Annotated in this window: 20 protein-coding genes; 4 read left to right on the forward strand and 16 right to left on the reverse strand. The window is 37.9% G+C overall.

The genetic code is table 11. The annotated features are described in order from the left end of the window. Window positions 1-77: 77 nt before the first annotated feature. The 15 genes from M948_RS27725 to M948_RS27795 form a co-directional block, all read right to left on the reverse strand. Window positions 78-1,250, reverse strand: a complete 1,173-nt coding sequence (locus tag M948_RS27725) for an SIS domain-containing protein (RefSeq protein WP_021289674.1) — start codon at window positions 1,248-1,250, stop codon at window positions 78-80. A gap of 93 nt (window positions 1,251-1,343) precedes the next feature. Further along, window positions 1,344-2,060, reverse strand: a complete 717-nt coding sequence (locus tag M948_RS27730) for a GntR family transcriptional regulator (protein WP_021289675.1) — start codon at window positions 2,058-2,060, stop codon at window positions 1,344-1,346. A 134-nt stretch (window positions 2,061-2,194) separates the two neighbouring features. After that, a complete protein-coding gene (locus tag M948_RS27735; protein WP_021289676.1) occupies window positions 2,195-3,184 on the reverse strand; it encodes a LacI family DNA-binding transcriptional regulator in 990 nt (329 codons plus the stop codon). Window positions 3,185-3,317: 133 nt separating this feature from the next. After that, window positions 3,318-4,598, reverse strand: coding sequence for a Gfo/Idh/MocA family protein (locus M948_RS27740; protein WP_021289677.1), 1,281 nt, complete (start codon window positions 4,596-4,598; stop codon window positions 3,318-3,320). Between the two features lie 24 nt (window positions 4,599-4,622). Further along, a complete protein-coding gene (locus M948_RS27745) occupies window positions 4,623-5,450 on the reverse strand; it encodes a carbohydrate ABC transporter permease (protein WP_021289678.1) in 828 nt (275 codons plus the stop codon). A 15-nt stretch (window positions 5,451-5,465) separates the two neighbouring features. Next, window positions 5,466-6,326: a carbohydrate ABC transporter permease gene (locus M948_RS27750; RefSeq protein ID WP_081674672.1), complete on the reverse strand. Its 861-nt coding sequence runs from the start codon at window positions 6,324-6,326 to the stop codon at window positions 5,466-5,468. 74 nt (window positions 6,327-6,400) lie between these two features. Next, a complete protein-coding gene (locus M948_RS27755; RefSeq protein ID WP_021289680.1) occupies window positions 6,401-7,657 on the reverse strand; it encodes an ABC transporter substrate-binding protein in 1,257 nt (418 codons plus the stop codon). Window positions 7,658-7,707: 50 nt separating this feature from the next. Further along, complete coding sequence (locus M948_RS27760) at window positions 7,708-8,601, reverse strand: ROK family protein (protein ID WP_021289681.1); 894 nt, start codon at window positions 8,599-8,601, stop codon at window positions 7,708-7,710. 294 nt (window positions 8,602-8,895) lie between these two features. Beyond that, window positions 8,896-9,648: a carbohydrate ABC transporter permease gene (locus M948_RS27765; protein WP_369759833.1), complete on the reverse strand. Its 753-nt coding sequence runs from the start codon at window positions 9,646-9,648 to the stop codon at window positions 8,896-8,898. 69 nt (window positions 9,649-9,717) lie between these two features. After that, the gene (locus M948_RS27770) at window positions 9,718-10,653 is read right to left on the reverse strand and encodes a carbohydrate ABC transporter permease (protein WP_021289683.1); all 936 of its coding nucleotides are present in this window, start codon (window positions 10,651-10,653) and stop codon (window positions 9,718-9,720) included. 84 nt (window positions 10,654-10,737) lie between these two features. Then, the gene (locus tag M948_RS27775) at window positions 10,738-12,006 is read right to left on the reverse strand and encodes an ABC transporter substrate-binding protein (RefSeq protein ID WP_021289684.1); all 1,269 of its coding nucleotides are present in this window, start codon (window positions 12,004-12,006) and stop codon (window positions 10,738-10,740) included. A 125-nt stretch (window positions 12,007-12,131) separates the two neighbouring features. Next, window positions 12,132-13,562, reverse strand: coding sequence for a response regulator transcription factor (locus tag M948_RS27780; RefSeq protein ID WP_021289685.1), 1,431 nt, complete (start codon window positions 13,560-13,562; stop codon window positions 12,132-12,134). After that, window positions 13,543-14,991 carry a sensor histidine kinase gene (locus M948_RS27785; protein WP_021289686.1) on the reverse strand — a complete coding sequence of 483 codons (1,449 nt, stop codon included), beginning with the start codon at window positions 14,989-14,991 and terminating at the stop codon, window positions 13,543-13,545. Before M948_RS27785 ends, M948_RS27780 begins: the two co-directional genes overlap by 20 nt. Then, the gene (locus M948_RS27790) at window positions 14,988-15,977 is read right to left on the reverse strand and encodes a sugar-binding protein (protein WP_021289687.1); all 990 of its coding nucleotides are present in this window, start codon (window positions 15,975-15,977) and stop codon (window positions 14,988-14,990) included. Before M948_RS27790 ends, M948_RS27785 begins: the two co-directional genes overlap by 4 nt. A gap of 242 nt (window positions 15,978-16,219) precedes the next feature. Next, window positions 16,220-17,554: a sugar porter family MFS transporter gene (locus M948_RS27795; RefSeq protein WP_031335148.1), complete on the reverse strand. Its 1,335-nt coding sequence runs from the start codon at window positions 17,552-17,554 to the stop codon at window positions 16,220-16,222. A 306-nt stretch (window positions 17,555-17,860) separates the two neighbouring features. Here M948_RS27795 and M948_RS27800 point away from each other — a divergent pair, with 306 nt between their 5' ends. From M948_RS27800 to M948_RS27815, 4 genes are read left to right on the forward strand one after another with little or no spacing between them, the layout of a single operon-like run. Next, window positions 17,861-19,042: a galactokinase gene (locus M948_RS27800; protein ID WP_021289689.1), complete on the forward strand. Its 1,182-nt coding sequence runs from the start codon at window positions 17,861-17,863 to the stop codon at window positions 19,040-19,042. After that, a complete protein-coding gene (galE, locus tag M948_RS27805; RefSeq protein ID WP_021289690.1) occupies window positions 19,043-20,050 on the forward strand; it encodes a UDP-glucose 4-epimerase GalE in 1,008 nt (335 codons plus the stop codon). After that, window positions 20,043-21,521 carry a UDP-glucose--hexose-1-phosphate uridylyltransferase gene (gene galT / locus M948_RS27810; RefSeq protein ID WP_021289691.1) on the forward strand — a complete coding sequence of 493 codons (1,479 nt, stop codon included), beginning with the start codon at window positions 20,043-20,045 and terminating at the stop codon, window positions 21,519-21,521. Before galE ends, galT begins: the two co-directional genes overlap by 8 nt. Window positions 21,522-21,533: 12 nt before the next feature. Beyond that, entirely contained in the window at window positions 21,534-22,562 is a 1,029-nt protein-coding gene (locus M948_RS27815) for an aldose epimerase family protein (protein ID WP_021289692.1), read from the forward strand. A 45-nt stretch (window positions 22,563-22,607) separates the two neighbouring features. On the opposite strand, the gene M948_RS27820 is transcribed toward M948_RS27815, so the two are convergent. Continuing rightward, window positions 22,608-23,780: an ROK family transcriptional regulator gene (locus M948_RS27820; RefSeq protein WP_021289693.1), complete on the reverse strand. Its 1,173-nt coding sequence runs from the start codon at window positions 23,778-23,780 to the stop codon at window positions 22,608-22,610. Window positions 23,781-23,793 lie beyond the last annotated feature (13 nt).

The raw sequence follows: 23,793 nt of genomic DNA on the forward strand, positions 1-23,793 counted from the left end.
ATGATTCATCCTTTCTTTTAATTCTTCTAACATGTAAGTGCTATCATAATTAGTTATTTAGAGACTGCCCATAGTCCCTAAATGTTGCGGTACTCATAAATAGTAACCCCCTTAACCACTCGATTCACTTTTCCATCAGGACTTGGATTGTCCGGTGTAATTCCAAGTTGGATCGACTTCTTCAAAGCAAGGATTTGAGCGAAGATGATATAAAGAAAGGCCAAATAAAAGTCATTTCCAAGTGACTCTCCCTCTCCATTGACTGAAAGGGCCCAATCTGCCAGCTCCACTACTTCTGAATCTTTACTTTCCGTTAGTACGACCACCTTGCTGTTCTCCTGTGACAATTCCTTTAATATATCCAAATCATACTGTCTGGTATATGGATCTTGAGACATGAATAGAACAACGAGTGTCTGATCATTTAAGATTGATTTAGGTCCATGACGGAACCCTAAGGAGGATTCATGTACGGCAACAACTTTACCCGCCGATAACTCTAGCATTTTCAAAGCTGCCTCATGCGATAATTGACTTAATATCCCAGATCCCAAATATACAATTCGCTCCATATTCATATGAATAATTTCATCAACGATATCTGCTAAAGTGCTGATCAATCTTTCTGCATACGCAATGATTTTTGTAACTGAATTTCCAGTAAAAGGACTCGTGGTGAATGCCCCATAACCAACGATCATCATACTTGTAAAACTACTTGTCATCGCAAAGCCTTGATCATGTGCTTGTTCTGGTGTCTGTAGAATAAGGCTATTTTCATCATGCCTTGCATTCTCTGTTAACTCCCCATCTGGATTACAAGTGATAATAACTTGATAGAAATCCTTAATGATATTGCTAGCCAAATTGACTGCAGCTACACTCTCAGGACTATTTCCGGATCTTCCGAAAGAAACTAGAATAGTAGGTATTTCCTCAAATAGATAATCGGCAGGATTAGATACCATATCTGTTGTTGCAATCGCTTCAAATTGTATGTTCGCTTGATTCTCTTTTTGTAATACTGGCGCGAGTATATCACCCGCAAACGCTGAAGTACCTGCACCAGTAAAGACAACCCTTAATCGAGCATGCTTCGTGTAAATAGCTGAAAGAAATGCATGAATGTCATCCTTCCATTGGAATACGTTTTCTACTGCTTCTTTCCAAACATTTGGCTGTTGAGAAATCTCACGGGCTGTAAATCCAGCCATTTCATCTGCTAATTCTTTTTCTGATAGCTTAAACATCTTATTTCCTCCTCAACTGGTTATGTTGTCATAACCAGTATTGATAATTGAAAACCCTATTAAGAATGGAATGGCTTCCTAATAGAGTTTGTTTTACGTCAATTCCACTGTGTAATCAAATTTATCTCCTCTTGCTACACTTACAGTATATTCAATTAACTGCTCATTATGATAGGCGAATCTCCTGATTAACATTGCTGGCTGTTGAGCAGTTACTTCTAAGTATCCAGCCTCTGTTTCTCGTAAACTCGTTGCCGAAAACTTCTCTAATGCACGGGTAACAACAACCTGATAATCCCTAGAAAACACATCATACATTGGTGCCCTCATCAATTGTTCCTTGGTTAAATAAGGAAAAATTTTCTTTGGCAAATAGGATGTCTCATACATTAAAGCTTCATCATCTGCTAATCGTAAGCGAACCACTTGATATACTTCATCGAGGGGTTGTACATTCATTTTTTCAGCTAAGCGATCTTCAACCGCAATTTCTTTAAAGGACAAAACGCGTGTTGAAGGTGTTTTTCCTAGCTTTCTCATCTCTTCAGTAAAGCTATAAAGCTTTACTAGATGTTGATTGAACGTGGATGCAGAAACAAATGTCCCTTTACCATGTAATTTATAAATATAGCCCTCTCTCTCTAACTCTTGCAGTGCTTGCCTAACAGTGATCCTACTCAAATTATACATAGCGCATAGTTCGCGTTCTGATGGCAATTTCTCATGCTCTTGATATGTTTGCTCATCTATTTGTTTGATAAGGTTTTCCATCAATTGTAAGTATAAAGGTACCTTGCTTAACTTATCCAATTAGAGCGATATCCTCCTTCCAAAAGTGGTTATTACCAGTTCATTTTAGTATATAGCAGTTCAATGCATATGTAAAGGTCCCAACCAATAAAAGGAGTTTATTGCCTTAAAAGGAGGAATGAAAAAATCAGGAACTAACGCACGCTTTTTCTTATAACTAGTTTCGTAGAAATAAAGATCTTCTTTGCAATTTTCCTGCCTTCTAACCGTTCCATTAATGTATCTACTGCCGTTTCTCCCATCACTTCTGTATATACTTTAACAGTACTTAAGGAGGGAAACACATATTTCGCGACAGACATATCGTTCAATCCAATAACACTTACCCGTTCAGGAACAGCAATATTTGCCTCATGCAATGCTCGTAAGCTGCCAATTGCCATCACATCACTGCTAGCAAAAAAGGCGGTAGGCAAATGATCTCCTAATTGGTTAATGGCTTGCTTCATCAGGCGGTATCCTTCATCAACAGAAAAAGAACTAACAAAGATATAGTTACAATCGAACATGGCCTTTTCTTTCATATACGTTATAAATGTTTTCTCTCGTAGGTCCGTACGTGCTACCTCCTCCCCTTTTAATTGTTCTCTACCACCAATAAGCCCAATGGATTCATGACCTGTATTCAAGAAATAATCAATAACCGTTTTGGTTGCTTTCTCAAAATCAATGATAATCGCATCATATTTATCTTCATCAGGGCTATCATCTACAAAAACCACATGAGGGCTCACAGTGGTTAATTCATTTACTTGGGTTGCACTGAATTTTCCTACGGCAATAATCCCGTCTACCTCTTCATTGGATATTTCATCTATGTTATCAAGGAAATATACATCGGATTGAATATTTAGTGCTTTACATCGTTCTTCTATTCCTAATCGTATGGATAAATAATACAAGTCACTTAATTCCTCTTTTTCTGTATACCAATGAACGATTGCAATTTGCTTACTACTATTCCGCTTTGTTGCCTTTTTCCGATAAGATAAATCTTCAGCCGCTTCGAATATTTTCTTTTTTGTTTCATCTGATACGGATAAACTTGCATCATAATTAAGTACACGAGAAACCGTTGCAGGAGAAACTCCAGCTTGATTCGCGATGTCTTTGATTGTTGCCACACCATCACTCCTAGACTACTTACTTCAAATCTATCATTATTTTACCATTTTTCTAACAGTATCGTCTGTTTAAGTCATAGAAAAAAGGCAGAATAACTGCCTTTTATAAGCCATATGAGGCTTCCTCCCATAATTAATCAATTGCTGCTTGGGTTCGATGCTTCTGATGAAAATAATCCATCTCAATCACTTTTCCTTTTTCGAGGCGTGAAGCCTCTGCTGCAAAGGCTATTAAATGACTTTCCAAAGATAATACTGCCGATGATTTACTTGTACTTTCCTTTCCATTAAACTGGCGAACCTCTTGTAAGAACTCCCTTACTACTCCTTCATCACCGCCAGCGTGGCCACTGTTCGGATTAGGGAGATGGATGACTGTTTCTTGTTTTGTTAAGAAATCATAAACAGAAATCTGATTTTCATCCATTTTTCCTCTGATTTCTCCTTTTGTTCCCATAATCTGTACGATTCTAGTCTGCTCCCTAGTGAACGCAGACATACTGAATGTTGCTGTTGCACCGTTAGCAAATTCTAAATTAACGACTTGATGATCAACCACATTATTATTTGATTGATAGACACATTTACCATATGATGTCGTTTCCAATGCATGAATAATGCCCTCACGTGTATGATCGGTTGTAAATTTCTTGGCCCAATTTCTTCCTTCTCCTAAGTAATACTTCCCGGCATGAAATGGACATTGGTATTCTACTGGACATCCGTCCAAACAACGAAGCGGGGCTCCTTCCGGTTTATTCCCTTCATGAAAATACAGGAGAGAACCAAAAGAACTAACTCGCTTACATGATTCGTCCATCAAATACATGATAATATCCATATCATGGCAGGATTTTTGCAGAATCATCGGGCTTGATGTGTCACTATTATTCCAATTTCCCCTCACAAAACTGTGCGACATATGCATAATTTCTACATTTTCATTTAACTGAATGGAAGCAATATCACCAATCGTACCATTGTGGATGATCTGCTTAATCCTTGACCAAAAATCGGTATATCGCAGCACGTGGCAGATGGAAAGAAGCCGTTGATACTTCTTCGCCTGCTCAGTCATCTGCACACATTCTTCAGCATTTGGAGACATCGGCTTTTCTAACAATACATGATACCCTTTTTCTAACGCCTTCATCGTCGGATAAAAATGCTGCCGATCCAAAGTACAAATAAAAGCCACTTCTGCATCCATATTTTCACTTAACAACACTTCCCACGAGGAAAAACAGGATGCCACTTCAATTTGATGTGAAGAAGCGATTTCTGCTCTTTTAACAGGATCCTTCTCCGCCACCGCAACAAACTCCAGTTCATGGGGAAAGTTTTTCGCATACGGGGCATATGCCCTTGCTCCACGATCACCTGCACCAATCAACACCGCTTTTATCTTTCGCAATAATCATCGCTCCTTTCTTGAATACTAGCCTTTTCGACCAGATAAGGCAATTCCTTCCACGAAAGCCTTTTGGAAGAACATGAAGATAATAATTAATGGCCATGAAGCTAAGAAGGTACCAGCCATAAGTACGGGATAATTCGTACTGTACTGTCCTTGTAATGATGCTAGCCCTGCTGATAACGGCATCTTATCCGGTGAACTATTAACGATCAACGGCCACAAAAAATCATTCCATGACCAAATAATTGTAAATATTGCTAAAGCAATTAATCCTGGTTTCGCAAGTGGCAGCATGATACGCCAATAGATTTGAAAATGATTACAACCGTCTATTTTGGCAGCTTCTTCTAATTCATCCGGCATCGTCATAAAAAATTGCCTCAATAAGAACGTTCCAAATGCACTGAATAATCCCGGCAAGATTAACGCTGTTAACGTATTAAGTAATTCGAGATTAGCAATAATTTGATATTGCGGTATTAAAAATGCTTGTGGCGGAATCATTAACACCGATAAATACAAGATAAAGAAAAAATTCCTTCCGGGAAATTTAATTCTTGCAAATGCATATGCCGCTAACGAACATAAGAACAATTGGCCAATCGTCTTTATTACAGTGGTAAAAAAGGTATTCCAATAAAATTCCGCAAAGGGAAAGGATGAGAATACTTCTTTATAATTACTCCATTGGAATACTTCAGGAAATATCTTAGGTGGTATTTGCGCTGCCTCACCTACTGTCTTTAAGGAAGTTAGTACCATCCACAGAAATGGTCCAACCATTACAATAGAACCGATGATGAGCAGGGCGTGAATCACCACTTTTCGTGTATTACTTATATTCTCCATCTTACCATTTTCCCCCTATTCATAGTGCACCCACCGTTTCTGTAACCTGAACTGTAGAATGGTTAACACGAGAATAACTAAGAATAATACAAAAGCGATGGCTGCAGCTATTCCTTTTTCTCCAATAACAAATGCATAATGATAGAACAAATAGATCACCGATTGCGCACTATCAATTGCCGGGTTTGTCGGACTTACCATCATAAAGATAAAGTCAAAAACCTGAAATGCCGAAATAAATGAAATAACAGCAACAAAGAAAATGGTTGGTGATAATAATGGTAGTGTAATCTTAAAAAAAGAATAAGTTGGTCCTGCTCCATCTAGTGACGCTGCCTCATATAGTGACTTTGGAATCCCTTGTAGTCCAGACAGCAAAATAACCATATTTGTTCCTATTGCTCCCCATGTACCTACGATAATAATTGAGATAAGCACCCAATTAGGATCTGTTAGCCAATCTGGTCCTGGAATGGAGAACCAACCAAGAATGTGATTAATAATTCCATAATCGGCATTGTATAACCATTTCCATATCATTCCAATTGCGGCTGGCATCGTTACCACAGGAAGGAAGAAAAGAGTCCGGTAAAACGTTAGGCCCTTGATCTTCTGGTTTAGCAGTACTGCAACAATAATCGAAATCGCTATACTGATTGGTACCATTACAAATGCGTAAATTAATGTATTTCTAAAAGAATCCCAAATCTCAGGATTGGCGAACATCTCTTCATAGTTTTCCAACCCTGACCATGAATAACTGCCAAAATCTCCCCAATCATTAAAGCTATAAAAGAAAGTTTGGAAGACGGGAAAGATATAAAAGATTAATAGCCCCAATAAAGTTGGTGCAATAAACAAATAACCCCAATACATATCATTTTTTCTAAGTGTTGATTTTTGCTTTTTGATATCCACCTATGATCACTCCATTAATTTGAGCCACTTATCTATTCTTCTTCGAGTACTTTTTCCATTTCTTTATCAATCACTTCACTCGCTTCCTCTACTGTCATTTGACCAGACCAGGCTTTTGCTAAATTATCTTGAATGATGCTTGACCATTTATCCGTATCTTTGGATACGGGGTACGGTTCAGCAACTTCTGCCATGTCTAAAAATGCTTGCAAGTTAAAATTAGGCGTTGATTTCAGCCAAGCATCCTGCGTTCCTTCATAAGCTGGAATGATACCCGATTCTGCTTGCATAGTTGCTGCTTTCTCCGAACTTAAGAATTTCACAAATTCCCATGCAGCTGCCTTGTTTGCCGAATTTTTCGCTATTACATTACCTAAACCATGGATAACATTAGCTCGTTTTTTCATTTCTGGAAGAAGTGCTACATCAACATTCGCATTTGTATACTCATTTGCTTTAAACTGTGGAATCATATACGATGCCTGAAATAGCATTGCAACTTTACCTGACTCAAACATACTAGCCGCTTCCGTTGTTTCCATCTGCGCATGTGTTGGAGATACTTCATGCTTGTGTATAAGATCATGGTATTTCTGCAATCCTTCTATTGTATTTGGATCATCAAATCCCGATTCCTTTTTATCTTCTGAAATAACGTAACCGTTATTTGCCAATATCGTATTGAAATAGGAAGCCTGTGCATCCTGAATATATGCTGCAACCCCATAAATATCCTTATCTGGATTAGTCAGTTTTTGGGAAGCATCTACTAAGTCTTCCCACTTCCATGTTTCATCTGGATAAGATACACCAGCCTTATCAAATAGCTCTTTATTATACCAAAGACCAACAGTATCATAATCTTTTGGCAGCGCATAGGTTGTCTTTTCGTATTGATATAAGCCTAATAGCCCTTCTGGATAAGGTGATAAATCTAAGTTATCCTCTTCGATATACTCATTGATAGGCTCCAGCATGTCGTTGGATGCATATTTCACAAAGTTTGGTCCATTCATCCAAAACACATCGGGCAAACCTCCTCCAGTAGCAGCGGCATCTAATTTTGTAAAGTATTGATCATAGGGCGTAAGTTCTAACTTTACATGAATGTTTGGATATTCTTGATTAAATTCTTGAACGATACCTTTTAACATATCTTCTTGGTTTTTATCCCAATACGCATACGTGATCGTTGACTCTCCATCAGCAGTTGCATCTTCTTCCTGTGAACATGCGGATACAGCTATTAGGAAACCTAGAAGGATGATGATCCCCCATACTCTTCTCATATACTTCCCCTCCAACAATTCTGTTTATTATCCACAAATGAATGATTATCTTAACAACTTCCTATCAAGCCTGCCCCTATCACACCAGAATCATCTTTTAATTGGCTGAGTTGAATACGTTCTTCTGCTCCCTCCTGTTCTGGAATGAGTCGCTTTCGTAATTCTGATTTTACTAAATCTAGTAAAATGGGATTATGGTTGATGACACCTCCACCTAATACAATTAAGTGTGGGTCTAGTAAACTTATAACAATATACATTCCTTGAGCAATTGCATCTACGATGGAAATCATAATCCGTTTTGCATTTAAATCACCTTTTTGATAAACCTGAAAAAAATCATGTGTAGATTGAATTTGCTTCCCTAACATTTGCCTAGCAATTCGTTCGATAGCTGGACCAGAAGCCACTTGTTCCAGTGAAGAATCGTCACCGAAGATATTTCGAATTGGATACATTCCCATCTCACCAGCAAAACCTTTCCCTCGAAGAAAAATGCCATTATGTATAATGGAACAGGCAATCCCAGTACTGATTGTAATATATACGAAGGTTGATTCTTTCTGTAACATAGCTTGCTCCCATTCTGCATAAGCAGCCATATACACATCATTTTCGATACTTATCTTAGAAATCGGAAACATTTCTTGTAAACGTGCTACAATTGGGAAATTATCCCAAGGCAAATTATTTTGATATACAGCCAATCCCTCTTCTCGATCGACTTTACCAGGAACACCTACTCCCATTCCTCCAACTTTGTATAATGGGATCTCTGCTTCTTCTATCATTCCATGGATACACGTGACAACTTGCTGAAACATCACCTCTTTATCATTGGTTATACTATTCACTTTACTTCTATGAACAATAGCACCTCGTTCATCCAAAATTACCGCAGCAATTTTTGTACCTCCAATATCCACCCCAATGGAGTAACTCAAACTTGTCACCTCATGTCTGCATCCAAATGTCTATTTAGTAAATTTATTAATAAATGTTTACTAATTATTTTTAATAGTAGCATATCCGATTTTTATTGTCTATAATTTTTAGAAAATTATCTATATATAAATAAAGAATAAAGTAAATTAGATTCCCTGCATATACGAATTTATTCGAATACAATTGTTCGGTTTTTAAGTAGTAATTACAATTGAATGGAAGACATGAAAAAAGCCTATCTATGTTTTCAACCACAGATAGGCTAGCTCTTTTCTAATCATATAGTAGAAAATTCACCCCTTCACAGATCCAGCCAATAATCCTCTTACAAAGTATTTTCCTAAGAAAATATATACGAGTAATGTTGGTAAGGCTGCAATCAAAGCACCTGCCATTTGTACATTCCACTGAACGATTTGGCTCCCAGACAAATTCTGTAAAGCAACCATAATCGGCTGTTGATCAGAAGTTGTAATGGTGACTGCAAATAGGAATTCATTCCAAATATTTGTAAATTGCCAAATGGCCACAACGACAAATCCTGTAATTGATAAAGGTATCATGATATGACGAAATATTCCCAGAAAACTTGCTCCATCTATTTTAGCTGCTTCAATCATTTGATCTGGTATATTGGCGTAAAAATTTCGGAACATCAATGTTGTAATTGGAAGTCCATAAACGACGTGGACAAGAATTAAACCGGGAATGGTATTATATAATTCAATTGTACGTAAAAATTGAATTAATGGAATTAAGATACTTTGATAAGGGATAAACATACCAAATAATATAACCGTAAATAAGGTATCTGCACCTTTGAACTTCCATTTTGATAACACATATCCATTCATGCCCCCTAGCAAAGCAGATAGTATTGTCGCTGGTATAACCAAATAAATACTATTCATAAAGTTTGGAGCTAAATTAGCAAACGCTTCTGTATACGAACTGAAATCAATCGACGACGGCAAGGCCCACATTTGATCAAGGGAAACTTCATCTAATGGCTTTAGACTCGTTACAATAATGACATAGACTGGCATTAAAAAGACAATTGCTAATACAACTAAGATAAGATATTTAAACACTTTTCCAAGGTTAACAGCAGTCATTTACTGATCCCCCTTTCGACTGTTCCACAAATAAGGAACAATAAATACTGCTACTAATAAGAGCATAATAATCGCTATTGCCGCTCCATTCGCATAATAATTACCTCTAAATGTGGTTTCAAACATATACACCCCAGGAACATCCGTCACAAAGTTAGCACCTGGACCTGTCATTGCATAGATCAAATCAAAAATCTTTAAAGAAATATGTGCCATTATAATCACGACACTCATCGTAATTGGCAGCAACATGGGAAGTACGATCTTCCGATAAATTTGAAATTCGCTTGCTCCATCCATCCTTGCCGCTTCTCGTAATTCATCCGGAATTCCACGTAACCCTGCTAAATACATTGCTAAAGAAAAACCTGTCATTTGCCAAACAGCAGCAATAACGACTGCAATAATGGCTACTGGCAAACCAAATTCAATACTTCCCCATTCAAATCCCGCCAGTATATTTGTGTCCGTATACCATTTAGGCTGAATACCAAACACCTTTAAGAATTGGTTAAATCCAGTAGAAGGATTTAACAGCCATTGCCAAACAACCCCTGTTACAACAAAGGATAGCGCCATTGGAAATAGAAAGATATTGCGAAAGATCGATTCCCCTTTTAATTTTTGATCAATTAAAATTGCAATCCCTATTCCGAGTACAATAACAAGCCCAATAAATAAAACCGTGAAGAATAAGGTATTCCGTAAATCCGCTTGAAAGCGAAAATCGTTAAATAAATAAAGGTAATTTTTTAATCCAGCAAAGGAAAAGTCGGGAACGAGTGAATTATAATTACTTACCGATACGTATCCCGTCCAGCCAATAAATCCATAAACAAAGATGAAAATTAAAATCAACGATGGAATCAAAAATGCAATAGCCGTCCATTGATCCTTGGAAAATCGTTTGCGTTTTCCGTTTATCGTATTTGCCATATAACCCCCTCCTTTTCAACGAATTTAAATAGGAAGAGACTGCCTGAAATGGGCAGCCTCATTATCTGCTTGGATTTTTGCTGGTTACTCAAGCCCAGCATTATCCAAAGCCTGAATTAAATTATCCACATTTCGTTGGGTAACAAAGATATTGACTGCTTGGTTTGCTTTTGTAAGAAATCCTTCGGATGCTGCTGAACCATGAGCAAGGCTAGGAACTAATCTGGAACTTTGGAATGCATCCATCGCATCCTTTCCGTATTGGTCATATTTTTCGGGATCTGCATCTACACGTGCCGGAATCGATCCTTTCAAAGGATTAAATGTATCCTGGCCTTCTACAGATCCTAACACGGTTAAGAATTCCTTTACTTCTTCTGGATTTTCTACGCCTTTTGGTAATCCGAACGTATCGGTAATGACTGCAAAGTCTCCTTCTGTATCAGGGAAGGCAAAATAACCAAAATCCTCATTTGTTTCCAATTCCAGATCATTGGCAAAATAGCCTTTTGCCCAGTCACCCATATTAATCATTGCTGCTTCCCCGTTTGCAACCAATTGTGCCGAATCCTGCCAGTTACGTGAAGCATGATCTTCATTTACATAATCTAGTATCTTAGCAAATTTTTCTGCTGCTTGAACGACCCGTTCATCATCAAAGCTAATTTCTCCATTAAATAACTTCACGTAATCATCTGGGCCAAGTTCACCTAGTAATACATTTTCAAATATTTGTGTAGCAGGCCATGATTCTTTATCTCCTAACGCCATTGGTACAACCCCTGCTTCTTGAAGCTGATCCGCTACTGCAAAATACTCGTCCAATGTCGTTGGTACTGCTATGTTGTTTTCCTCAAATACTTGCTTGTTATAAAAAATTACATTCCCACGATGAATATTTACAGGAACAGAGTAAATATCGTCATCCTTACTAACTAACTCAATTAACTCTTCTGGGAATTTATCCATCCATTCGTTTTCTTCATATAGGTCATTTAACGGCTCCATCTTATCTGCGGCAACCCAACTTTTATTTAACTCCTCCCCACCATGGACTTGAAACGTCGATGGCGGATCATTTCCTTGCATTCTTGTTGCTAACACTGCTTTGGCATTCGTTCCTGCTCCGCCTGCTACCGCAGCGTTTTCAACAGTTATATCTGGGTGTTTTTCTTCAAATAAATCAATTAATGCAAGTAAACCATCCTCTTCGCCCGCACCTGTCCACCAGCTAAATATTTCTACTTCCCCAGTAGATTCTGCCTCATTACTAGATGATTCATTTTCAGATTCTCCCGACGAATTTTCACTACATGCCGTAATGAACATGATAACTGCCATAAATGCGAACATCCCGTATAGCTTCCTCACGTTATATTTTCCCCCTTCGGTATGTTTTTGATAACGCTTCCATAACCATTATAAAACGCTATCAATGAGAGTTGGCGTACATTTTCTGCACTATCTTACGTTTTTCTTCACTTTCTTAAGATGGCTTGTTGATACTGCTTAGGTGATTGATTAACATGCTTCTTAAATACCCTGCTAAAGTAATTTGGATCTTTATAGCCAATCATGAAACTTATTTCTTTTAAGGAATAATTATTCGTTTCTATTAATTCTTTTGCTTTTTGTAAGCGAATCTGTGTTAGATAATCAATAAATGTTGATCCAACACCTGCTCGAAATAGATTTGAGAAATAATTTGGGCTAAGATTCACTTCTGCCGCAACCTGTTCTAATGTTAAGTTCTCATGAAAATGTTCATTCATAAATGTTTTTGCTAGATGGATCGAACGTTTGGAAGCAAAATAATCACGCATTTGCATACAGCACAGATGCAAATAGGAATACCAATCCTGACTGGACTGTAAAGAAGTCACTAATGTCTTTGGTTTTTCCACACCGTGACGAGCAAATAGCTGTATTAATTGAATATAAAGTTCTTCTTTATCCATTCCGGTAAGTTCTGATTCATGATTCTTAAAAAATACGATCACTTCTTCTTGTTTTCCTTGTTCTACTAAAATACAAATAGTGTTAATCTTTTCATCTGTTTGTTTGTCTTTGATTTTTCCCTGATAGAATCCATAATTCCGATTTCGGTCCGCGAATAAGTCGATACAAGCACGATATGCATTCTGATAAGAATGAGCTAGTTGGTCCATGTTTGCTGTCGGATTACCAATCCCAATATAACTTGCTTCTCCTAATTCAAGATGAACTTTTCTTGCGAGAACTAATAGATCCGATTTGATTAATTTATTTACTGAAAAAATACAGCCAACAATTACTTGTTCACTCGGAATTGATTTAAAGATACACGCTTTACTGCTGAGCACTGTTTTCAGTTGATACTCATAATCTTCTAGATTATGATCACCAGTCGCTTTGATTACAAAAAAACAGGCAGTTTCCATATCTGGGAACAATTGACCTTTTAGTTCTTTTATTCCTCTCGAATCTGATTGGTGCATTAATCGATCCAATAACTGTTCTTTTCGTAATACCTGAGACTGCAAATCGGATTGTTGTTCTTGATGGATTTCCTTGGAAACACGTAATAGTGTCTTCACTATTTCCTGCCTTCTTCCAGGCTTTAAAATATAATCCTTAATGCCAAATCGCATCGCTTCTTTCGCATATTCAAAAGAGTCATAGGCTGAAACCAAGATGAATTTTATTCGCTTATGCTTTGCTGAAATTTGCTCTATGGCTTCAAGTCCATTCACACCTGGCATACGAATATCCATAAACATAATATCTGGTTCTAATTGTTCTGCGAGTTCGACCGCCTTTCTTCCATTCATTGCTTCTCCTACCACTTCCATATCAACGAATGTTTCTTCAATAAACTTGCGCATGGCTTTCCTTTCTACCAACTCATCTTCAGCTATAATAATTCGCATCTTCATCCTCCTTCCCATCTTTGGGCAAAAGTAATCGAATTGTTGTTCCTTTCCCCGGTTCCGTATCGATTTCTGCAACATTCATTTGTTGATAGCATAGTTGGAGTCGGCGAATGACATTGGATAAACCGATTCCTGTAGAATGTCCTACATGGTTGATCGCTTTATTGGTTGTTGTAATGTAGCTTTGTGCATCATCTGGGTCCATGCCAATCCCGTCATCAGCTACTTCTGTAACTACCCATTTCTCGGATTCGTAGATGGTCAGCGTGATAGTTCCCCCTTCTTCTTTCCCTTCAATTCCATGAATAAATGCATTTTCAACTAATGGCTGCAGTGTCAGTCTTGGAACATCTATATCTAAACATGCTTCATCCACAAACCATTGAAACTGAATTCGTTCTGAAAACCGGACTTTTTGTATATGAAAATAGTCAGCAACTACATCTACTTCTTCACGAAGCGATACATTCTTATCAATGTGCCCGAGACTATGTCTTAGAAGCGCAGCAGTTGCATCAATGAGCTTTGATGTAGATGCAGCATCTTCTAAATAGGCCATTTTCGATACCGTATTTAACGTGTTAAACAAAAAATGAGGATTAATTTGATTTTGCAGATGTTTTATTTCCATTTCATTCACAAGTCGATCCAATTCTGATTGGTCTTTCATATCAGACACAAGCTGATGAATATCCAAACGCATTTTATGAAACGTATCCCCTAATAATTTCAGTTCATTATTTGCCTTAATATTAATCGGTGCGCCTACTAATTCTCCTGTCGAAACTTCTTTCGCTGCATCAGACAATTGTTGAATCGGCATCGTAATTCCTTTGGAAAACCAGATAGCAAAGAAAACGGCAAGTAATATCGTTGATAAAGACAAAAAAAGAATAAATAAAAAGAAATTCTGATTCCGTTCTTGCATGTCCTGATAAAATAGTTGATAGTCTGTTAGATCCCTATCTATTAATTCCAAAGTCGCTGCCTGAATATAGTTAGAAGCTGCACGTGTTTCCTCTAAATGCTTCGTATACTGTTCCATATCATCTTTAATTACAAAACCCATGGTTAACTCACTCTCGTAAATAAACGTTTCAATAATATGACGATAATTTTTTAACTCAATCGTGTTATCTTCATTAAATATTGCTAGCAATCGATCTTTTTGATTCTCCAACCCATTCTTCAGTTGGAAGTAGGACGTATCTTGTGCCGTATTTGAATTGTTAACATACAGTTTAAGTTCAGAATACAAGCTTTCTGTTTGTTGAGAGATAGTATTCAAGATTAAGAACCGCTCAAATCGTTTATTGTAAATAGAAGATAATTGATTAGAGCTGACATAAATAGATATAGCAGTAATTTGAAACAAAATAATAAACACACACGAATATACGATCAATTTCCCACGAATTGTCCTCATTTCCAATCACCACTTAGCTTTTCTAAGTTACCCTTCGTAATAATTGACGTATCGATAAATTTTTCATTTTTTAATAGATCCTTGTTTTGTAGCGTAATCAACGTATCGATAGATGTACGTCCCATTTGCTTCGGATATTGACTAATTGTTGCATCAATATTGCCTTGTTTTATGTATTCAACTGTCTCTGGTAAAATATCAAAGGAAGTTATGTAGAGTTCTTTTTCTGGTGCGACCTCCTGCATTCCCTGAACAATACCAATTCCATCTAGCGCACTCATTCCAACCAATGCTGTAATGGAAGGATGTTGTTTATAGATTTCATATGCTGCTTGTGCAGCACCAATCTTGGTAATCTGTGATTCCTTAATATCAGCAATTTCAATGCGTGGTGCATTTTTTATTTCTTCCTTAAATCCAGCAAGACGCTCCTTTTGGTTAATAGCATCTAATCTCCCCATAACAATACCTACACGTTGTTCTCCTTGTGTATGTTGTATAATTGTCTGCGCAGCTAATTGACCGGCATAATAATTATCCGTTCCTACATATGCCTTACGCTCACTACTTTTCACATCTGTATCAATCGTAATTACTGGTATATTTCGTTCAATTGCCTTATGAACAAGATCGACGAACCTATTTCCTTCTATCCCTTGAATAATAATTCCATCAACCTTAGCTGCAATCATACGATCGAATAACACCAACAACTGATCATTATCTGCCTTTTTCGGTGCAACATACTCTAAATATATCTCCTTTTCTCTAGCTGCCTTTTTTGCTCCATCCTCAATTAATCGCCAATACGCGTTTTCAGTTTCCTCCGCTATTAAAGCAAAATGATAGCGATAATTATCAGCTGCGTTATTATTGGTTTCTTCAATATAAAAAGTTTTATAGCCAAAATAGAGCATCACGCTACAACTTACAATGAATAAAATTGTAGCTAATAAAAAAATGAGTCGTTTTCGATAAACATTCATTTTATACACCTTCTTGAAAGCGTTTTATTTATTTTAGCATAGAATACATTCCCTACGAATGGTATCCATCCTATCGGTAGTAGCCACATTTAAAATACCCTAAAAAAATCCAAACTAATTTCCGAATATAATTATACAAAAATTAGTTTGGATATTTATGATCTATATTACGTTTGTACCCAAAGAAACCTAGGGAAAATAGGAATATCAAGCGAATGCTTCGTACATATACTCTTCTATCATTAGCTAGCTGTTCGCTTACGTAAGTCGGCTTCGATCTCTTCTAGACTACGCCCGCGTGTTTCAGGTAAGAATTTAATAACAAAGATAAGCGCGACAACGCCAATAACTGCAAAGATTAGAAATACTTGCCCAACACCTAAAGCTTCTGCCAACATTGGGAAAAACTGGGCAACTAGTAAACTTCCAATCGATAAAGCCAATGCAGCAATTCCTGTTGCAGCACCACGTGCGCGCATTGGGAATAATTCTGGAAGCATTACCCATAACACTGGTCCCCAAGTAAATGCGAAGAAGATTATAAATAAAGATAGGCAAGCGACGATGATCCACGCACCCAAGTTCGAATCTAAGCCAAGTGTCCAAATCAGTACGGCCATTATTACCAATGAAGCAACCATTCCGATATTACCAGTAATTAATAATTTTTTTCTATCAATTTTATCAATGATCATAATTGCAACAATTGTCATTAATACGTTAACCGAACCGATCCCCACTGTCCCTAGTATAGCTGTTACATCTCCTAAACCTGCTTGACTAAAAATCGTTGGTGCATAATAAATAATCGCATTGATGCCAATAATCTGTTGCAATAATGCAAATGTACAACCAATGATTAACGTTGGACGCAGCCAGGAGGAAGCTAGCACTTTCCATGTTCCTTCAGAAATACGATTTATCTCATGCATTTTATCGATTTCCCCTGATTTTCTTGTTAATTTCATTACACGTCTAGCAGCTGATTCACTACGGTGTTCCAGCAACCACCTTGGACTTTCTGGCATAAATAAGACACCGATCATTAATATTAATGAAGGTACGACAGCTAATCCCACCATCCAACGCCAGCCTTCTATTTCTGCAAAGGCATAGTTGACCAAATAGGAAGAAAGAATACCAATCGTAATCATTAACTGATTTAACGAACTTAATGAGCCTCGTGATTCTGTCGGAGCCATTTCTGATAAATATACAGGGACAATGGCAGTTGATCCACCTACTGCTAGTCCAATAATAAGCCTTCCGACTACAAGTGCTTCCATATTAGGTGCAAAGGCAAGCACTAATGAACCAATGATAAAAATAATAGAAATCATAAACACGAGCCGCCTACGTCCAAATTTATCTGATAACGGTCCGCTAAATCCAGATCCAAATATCGCACCGAATAACATTGAGCTAACTACTAACCCTTCCGTAAAGCTCGTTAATGGAATATCATTTTTAATGAATAGCAATGCTCCCGATATAACTCCCATATCATATCCATATAAGAGTCCACCTAAAGCACCGAAAAAGAAGATCATTTTCTTGTTTAGTATTTTACCCTTCATGTCATACAACCCTTCCTTTTCATATAAATTAGCAATCGTTAGCGCTTGCAAAAAACGTTTATAAACTATATCCCACTTTTGCAAGCTTCCCAAACATCTTAATTAATTAAATTAATTATCTAAATGAAACAATATCATAGACGTTATAGAATGAAAAGATTTAATATTATTACATAGGTTGATAGCTGGTTAGATTCGCAATTATTTTCCATTGTATCTCAACAAATGTTATAGTAAACTATACTTAATTAATTAAATTAATTATCTTCTTTTGCAAGCGTTTTAAACCAATGAAGGGGGTTTTTTATGAAATCGTCTGAATTACAAACGATGTTTCAAAATATCTTTCATACAACAAAGAAGCCACGGTTATTTTTTGCTCCTGGCCGAATTAACTTAATAGGGGAACATACCGATTATAATGGCGGGAATGTTTTTCCTGCCGCTATCACCTTTGGTACCTATGCTGCTTGTAGCAAACGCGAGGATAAACGCATACGATTCTATTCCAGCAATTTTTCTGAAACTGGAATCATCGAATGTGAATTATCTAATTTAAATTATCAAGCGTCCCATAATTGGGCGAATTATCCCAAAGGGATGATCCAGTTTCTTATTAATGAAGGGCATCTTATCGATCAAGGAATGGATATCTTATTTTACGGGGAGATTCCAAACAGTGCTGGACTTTCTTCTTCTGCATCCATTGAGATGGTGACAGGTGTACTTTTAGAGGGGATTTTCTCCTTAAATAGTAACCGAATTGAGATGATCAAGCTTGGTCAACGAGTAGAAAATGAATATATTGGGGTTAGTAGTGGAATCATGGACCAGTTTGCTATTGGTATGGGAAAGAAAAACCATGCAATTCTATTAGACTGTCAGTCTTTGAACTTTTACTATGCTCCACTAGAGCTTAAAGACCATGTTATTCTTATTATAAATACGAATAAGCAACGCACATTAGCTGGGTCAAAGTATAACGAACGACGAACCGAATGTGAGCAAGCATTATTTGACTTGCGGAAGCAGCTTCCCATAGCAAGCCTTGGAGAATTAACACCTGATGAATTTGAAACAAATGCCAAATGGATTAATAACCCCATCCATCAAAAACGTGCTAAACATGCGGTATATGAAAATGCTCGAACAAAGGAAGCTCTTGAAAAATTAAGAGTGAGTGACTTAGACCGTTTTGGAGAGCTGATGAATGAATCTCATTTATCGTTAAAATATGATTATGAAGTTACAGGAATAGAACTTGACACCATCGTAGAGGCTGCCTGGGATCAACCAGGCGTGTTAGGGGCAAGGATGACCGGAGCTGGCTTTGGAGGCTGTGCGATTGCGGTTGTGGAACGAAAATATACAGAAGCCTTTCGGAAAAATGTAAATACAATCTATGAAGAAAAGATTGGTTATCCTGCCACGTTCTATTCAGCTGAAATCGGTGATGGTGCAAAAGAAATCATAGAGGAGGTGGTATAATTGTCCATACTAGTCTTAGGCGGAGCAGGGTATATTGGTTCCCATGCAGTTTATCAATTAATTGATAAAGGAAAAGAAGTTGTTGTCGTTGATAATTTACAAACAGGACATCAAGCAGCCATTCACCCCAGCGCTACTTTTTATCAAGGAGATATTCGAGATATTGATTTTTTACGTCATGTCTTTCACCAAGAAACGATTGAAGCAGTGGTCCATTTTGCTGCTAATTCATTAGTTGGTGAATCAATGGAAAAGCCACTCCAATATTTTGATAATAATGTGTATGGTACGCAAGTATTATTAGAGGTCATGGTCGAAAATCAGGTGAAGCTTATTGTTTTCTCGTCTACCGCAGCTACGTATGGGGAAGCCGATACGATACCAATTAAGGAGACAATGCCTACTAACCCTACTAATGCGTACGGAGAAACCAAACAAACGATGGAGAAATTAATGAAGTGGACGGCCCAGGCGCATGATATCCGTTTTGTATCACTTCGTTATTTTAATGTGGCTGGTGCAAGAGAGACAGCCGAAATTGGTGAAGATCATCGTCCAGAAACACATCTTATCCCGATCATTTTACAAGTTGCCCTTGGCCAGCGAGATGCGATAACGATTTTTGGAGAAGATTATCCTACCGACGATGGGAGCTGTGTTCGCGACTATGTGCATGTAGAAGATCTTATTCAAGCCCATATCCTTGCACTTGACTATTTAGAAAATGATGGGAAAAGCGATGTTTTCAATCTAGGTAGCAATACTGGCTTTTCCGTCAAACAGATGGTTGCATCTGCTAGACGTGTTACGGGAAAAGCTATTCCCGTAAAGATAGGCGCACGACGAGCGGGAGACCCAGCTGTACTCATTGCAAGTTCTGACAAAGCCAAGCAAGTCTTAGGATGGAAACCAACAAGGACTTCCATTGATACGATATTAGCCGATGCTTGGAATTGGCATCAACAGCATCCTAACGGCTATAAAGGAGAGATAAATCATCATGATTGAACAACTACTTAGTGGACTAATTAATCAAGCCACTCACGTTGGTTTAATCACCAAAGACGATCGTTTGTATGTCAGAAATCAAGTGATGCACCTATTAGATATAACTACGTTCCCAGAAGATGTCATACCCCTGGAAGCGTCCATTCCTGAACTTCTTGATCAAATAATTACGTATGCAATTGACCATAACGTAATCGAAGATATTTTTGATGATAAGGAAATGCTAGCAGCTTCGGTTATGAATTGTTTTGTTGCTCGCCCTTCCGAAGTGAATCGTACCTTTTATCAAAAATACGAACAATCACCTAAGGAAGCAACGGACTACTTTTATCGCTTGAGCCAAAACAGCAATTATATCCAATTAAAACGAATTAACAAGAACATTCATTTTGCATCTAGTACGCCTTATGGGGATATGGATATTACTATAAATCTTTCGAAGCCAGAAAAGGATCCCGCGCAAATAAAACGAGAAAGAGAACAAAAACAGAAGACGAATTACCCTAAATGCGTCTTATGTGTTGAAAATGAAGGGTATGTAGGAAGAATCGGTCATCCTGCCCGTGCTAATCACCGAGTAATAAAGGTTCCCCTGCAAGGAGAGAATTGGTATTTGCAATATTCTCCTTATGTTTATTATAACGAGCATAGCATTCTGCTTGCAGAAGAACACCGAAACATGAAGATCGATAGACAAGCATTTGAACGTCTGATACTATTTACGGAACGATTCCCCCACTACTTTATTGGATCAAATGCAGATTTACCAATTGTCGGTGGTTCCATTTTAAGTCATGACCATTATCAAGCAGGTAATTATCAATTTGCTATGACCACAGCAGAAAATGCGTTTACCTTTACGTTAGAGCGTTTTCCATCCATTCATGCAGCGGTTTTACAATGGCCATTATCGGTGATTCGTCTGCAAAGTCAGCATAAAGAACAATTGCTTGATGCAGCAGATCACATATTACAGCAATGGAGAGGTTATTCGGATGAAGGTGCTGCTATCCATGCATTTTCCGGCAATGTTCCTCATAATACGATCACGCCAATAGCAAGATTGCATAAAAATGGAACCCATGAGCTTGATCTGGTATTACGCAATAATCGAACTTCAGAAGCGCATCCAATGGGAATTTTCCATCCACATGCAGACGTTCATCATATCAAAAAAGAAAATATTGGCTTGATAGAAGTAATGGGTCTTGCTGTACTCCCAGCACGTTTAAAAGAGGAGCTAGCTGAAATAAAGCAGCATTTGCTTGGAGAGTCCGCAGCTATTGCAACATATCATCAAGCTTGGGCACAACAACTACAGCAGCAATACGGTGTGATTAATGACGAGGATCGCGCAACATCCATTATTAAGGAAGAAGTAGGTAAGAAATTCACCAAAGCATTAGAAGATGCTGGGGTATTTAAACAAAAAGAAGATTTCTCACGATTTATAGACACATTAAATAGGTAGGTGACCGAATGGATGAAGATCTCAAGCAAGCAAGTGACGGATAAGTGGACGGAATTCACTTTAGTAAATGACAAGCAGATGTCTGTTAGTCTCTTAAACTATGGCGGTATTATTACAGAAATCATGGTACCAGATCGTGATGGGAACAGAGAAAATGTCGTCCTCGGATTTAAAAATATTACCGATTACCAAGCGAATCCTGCCTTTTTTGGTGCATTGATTGGTCCAGTAGCTGGGAGAATTGAGAAAGCTTCGTTTCAATTGGACGGAAAAACATATCCCTTGGAGAAAAATGATGGGGAGAATCATCTGCATAGCGGGTCGAATGGATTTCATCAAGTGTTATGGGACGCCGTACCTTTCCAAACAAATGAGGCTGTAGGAGTGAAACTTAGGCATCAAACAGATCCTAAGAATGGCTTTCCAGGCCATGTTGACGTTACGGTAACTTATTGTTTAACAAACGATAACCAACTTACCTTGGATTATCATGCGACAACTGATCAGACAACTCCGATTGCATTAACGAATCATAGTTATTTTAATTTAAATGGATCTGCCAAACAGGAGGTTACTAATCACTATGTGACCTTTAACAGCAATGCATTTCTTGAATTAGATGAGAAACTCATTCCAACCGGTAAAACGATTGAAGTAGACAATAGCACCTTTGATTTTCGCACTGGAAGATTTTTAAAAGACGGCACGACTACTGCTTCCTTACAACATCAAGTTGCGAATGATGGCTATGATCACTACTTTCTATTTGACGGAAATGGCCATGTACAAATAACAGAAGAGACATCGGGCAGAACACTGGATGTTCGAACGACCCAACCGGGGATGGTCATGTATACATCGAATACATTAGAGGGAGGAATGGAATTAGCAGAAGGACAATCTGGCAGTTATATGGGGGTATGCTTTGAAACACAAGGAAGCCCAGCCTCCCTACACCATAACCATATTTCATCAATCCTATTAAAGCCAGATAAAATCTATCAAGAAAAAACGGTCTTTTCCTTTGGAATACAGGCTTAACAAATCAAAGAGCTGAACAAGTATGCATTCAGCTCTTTGATTTATTCATTGTCTTTCATTAAATAATTCAACTAATAGTAACGCTACTGCACCTAATAATGTTGCATCATCTCCGAGATTCGTAATGGTAATCTCGGTCTCCTTTGCTTTCGAAGTAAGTGCACGTTGTTTAATCGTGTCCTTAATATGGGGAAAAATAAACTTCTCCCCTTTCATAACACCTCCGCCAAGGACAATTTTCTCGGGATTCAGCAAATGAATCAGATTAATTAGCCCTATACCAATGATTATGCCCGTTTCCTGGAGTAATTCGATATATCCTCGTTCGCCATGCTGTGCACGTTCAAATACTTTCTTCCCAGTTAAATTACTGCCATTTTCTAGTGCTAGCTTGGACTGCGCGCGATCAGCTATTGCTGTTCCTGTTATGAATGTTTGTAAGCAGCCGGGATTTCCACAATCACAAATCGGTCCATTTATATCAATGGTCATATGCCCTATCTCCCCAGCAATATCCTCCGCACCATGATATAACTGCTTGTTTATAATAATACCAGAACCAACACCACGTCCAATGTTCACTGCGACCATACTGTGAACGCCTCCATGACCACCAAACCAAGACTCCCCTAATGCCATGGCTCTTGCATCATTTTCAACTCGAACCGTTAAACCAAATGCTTCCTCTAATTCCTGCTTAATAGGTATATTTGACAACCCGAGGTTTGGGGCAATTTGTGATACCCCATCTTTCACATTAACAACGCCATGCATGGCAACACCAATACCAATAATTTTTTCTGATTGGATTGGAGAAGTATGAAGAATTTTTTGTATATTCTCTTTGATAACGGCAAGAAATTTTGTATTGGTTGTTGGTTTTATCACTTTACTGGAAATACGCTCAAAAACCTCCCCTGAGAGATTCGTCAGCATACAAGCTACTGTTTCTGGACCAGCATCCACTCCAACCACATAATAGGCATCACTATTAATGTGAAGCATGGTGGGTTTTCTCCCACCCATTGATTTCCCAAGTTCACTTTCCATGACGATTCCTTGGTCGATTAGTTCCTTTACAATACTGCTGACAGTCGGTGGGGTTAATGTTGTATCTTTGGCAATTTGTGCTCGCGATATTGGTTCTGATGTTCTAATTTTATTAAGTATGATGGATTTATTTACTGATTTCATTAACTGAAACGTCCCACGCTGCATGGCTTATCCTCCG

Source organism: Virgibacillus sp. CM-4 (assembly GCF_000445495.1).
Classification (GTDB): Bacteria; Bacillota; Bacilli; order Bacillales; family Amphibacillaceae; genus Virgibacillus; species Virgibacillus salexigens.